Annotated in this window: 2 protein-coding genes; both read left to right on the forward strand. The window is 62.0% G+C overall.

What is annotated here, in order from left to right; all coding sequences use genetic code 11:
• Positions 1-380: 380 nt before the first annotated feature.
• A complete protein-coding gene (locus VGO12_RS29670; RefSeq protein ID WP_327516324.1) occupies positions 381-869 on the forward strand; it encodes a (2Fe-2S)-binding protein in 489 nt (162 codons plus the stop codon).
• Positions 870-950: 81 nt separating this feature from the next.
• A partial coding sequence (locus VGO12_RS29675) for a xanthine dehydrogenase family protein molybdopterin-binding subunit (RefSeq protein WP_327516325.1) occupies positions 951-1,584 on the forward strand: 634 nt, incomplete at its 3' end.

Raw genomic sequence — 1,584 nt, forward strand, 5'->3', positions numbered from 1 at the left:
GTGGATGATGGCGAAGCCGGGCACATCCCGCTCCACCTGAACTTGCAAACCGGAAAATACGCCGCGTCCCGCGAAAGTCTACCGGGGTCCCGGCGGTTTCTTCCCGCGTGCAAGATAAGGATATCGTTCCTGAACGGGACATGAAGGCGCTATTTCCAAGGGTACAACCTCCGTGGAAAATTTTTGTCGGCTATTGATCAACAGCGGTTGCGGCATTCCAAAAAAAGACAAATGATACAAACAAGCCGATGGATCCGGGAGGAGTGGGTCCTTGGCGAAGGGCATCGATATCAGTTGGCGCGTACTTAGTCGCGTGAACCCATCTCACCCGACTTTCCGGCCGCGCTCGTGTTGGCATTGACCGACCCCGGAGGAGCGAAATGGCGAAAGTAACAATGACGGTCAACGGCCGTCAGGTGAGCGGTCATTGCGACGACCGCACATTGCTGGTGCAATTCATACGTGAAAATCTCGGACTGACCGGCACCCATGTCGGCTGCGACACGTCGCAATGCGGCGCCTGCGTCATCCATATGGACGGAAAATCGGTCAAGAGCTGTTCCATGCTCGCCGTGCAGGCGTCGGGCTCTGATATCACCACCATCGAGGGGCTGGCCGCAGACGGAGAGCTTCACCCGGTGCAGGCGGCGTTCAAGGCCAATCACGGCCTGCAATGCGGCTTCTGTACGCCCGGCATGGTGATGACTGCGGTCGACATGATCCGCAGGCACCAGGGGCAACTCGACGAGGCAACGGTGCGCGCCGAGCTCGAAGGCAACATCTGTCGGTGCACCGGTTACCACAACATCGTCAAGGCGATCCTTGCCGCAGCCGCCGAAATGAGCGGCGCCCGGGTGGCCGCGGAATAGCGGGCGCACGTTTGGGCGGAGAAACCGCCCAGGGCATGTCATCGAAGGACTGTCGCTGGATATCTCGGGAGGAGATCGGCAATGGGAGTTGAAGGCATTGGCGCCCGCGTGGCGCGCAAGGAGGACAAGCGGTTCCTCACCGGCAAGGGCCGCTATACGGACGACATGTCCGTGCCGGGCATGAAATATGCGGTGTTCGTGCGCAGCCCGCACGCGCATGCGAAGATCATCAAGGTGGACGCCACAGCCGCCAAGGCCATGCCCGGCGTGATCGGCGTGCTCGACGGCAAGCAGCTTCTGGCCGATGGCATCGGCAACCTGATCTGCGGCTGGATGATCCATTCCAAGGACGGATCGCCGATGAAGATGGGCGCCTGGCGACCGCTCGCGCACGAGACCGTGCGCTATGTCGGCGATGCCGTGGCGATCGTTGTCGCCGACAGCGTCGCCGAGGCGCGCGATGCGGCCGAAGCCGTGGTCGTCGACTACCAGGAGCTTCCCGTCGTCATCGATGCGTCAAAGGCGCTTCGCACGGGTCAGCCGCAGCTGCATCCCGAAGCACCCAACAACCTGATCTTCGACTGGCAGATCGGCGACGAGACGGCGACCGACAAGGCGATCGCAGCGGCGGCGCACGTCACCGAAGTCACGATCCACAACAACCGGCTTTCGCCCAACCCGATGGAGCCGCGCGCGGCCCTTGGCATCTACGACG

This window comes from Ensifer sp., from assembly GCF_035999135.1.
GTDB lineage: Bacteria > Pseudomonadota > Alphaproteobacteria > Rhizobiales > Rhizobiaceae > Ensifer.